This is a genomic window from Brevibacillus sp. YAE8 (assembly GCF_057543335.1).
The window spans coordinates 1-544 of the sequence record NZ_BAAIYG010000145.1; the positions used below are offsets into that span (position 1 = coordinate 1).

General features: G+C 36.0%; 1 protein-coding gene. It reads right to left on the reverse strand.

The features are described 5' to 3' along the window. A partial coding sequence (locus tag AC27IT_RS28075; RefSeq protein ID WP_487092303.1) for a CPBP family intramembrane glutamic endopeptidase occupies window positions 1-544 on the reverse strand: 544 nt, incomplete at both ends.

The following is a 544-nucleotide window of genomic DNA, read 5'->3' on the forward strand; positions in this document are numbered from 1 at the left end:
AAATAAAAGGCATATCCGCTTAAAAATAGAAGCAGCGCGTAATTAACAAATAAAGAATCATTTGCGTTGACAGGGCTCGTAAACTGGAGAAAATTATTTAAGCCGTGAAATACGATCGTCACTCCAATCGATTGACCGTTAACGATCAGTAAAGCCAAGACCAACCCAATAACAAATGCAAATAGAATTTGAAAAATTGTATTTGCTACCGATTGACCGCTTAGCATATTCAAACTGTGCGTAAAGGCAAATAGGAACGATGAAAGAAGAACCGCCACTTTATAGCTTTTTGATAACAGCAAATTCAGCATAAATCCTCTAAATACCATCTCCTCTACAAATGCTATGACTAGAGTTTGGGTAAGCAAAATAAGAACAAGATCAACAGTGGAACTTCCGTGTACACCTTTGTTCCCGATGAGGATAATAAGCAAATACAAAAGAAGCGGAGAAAGAAAGAGGATTCTTGTTCTAAAGGACATGTTTTGTTGAAAGGAGAAAAAATGCTGCCATTTTTTTGTTTTTGTTAGATAAACAGCTATTC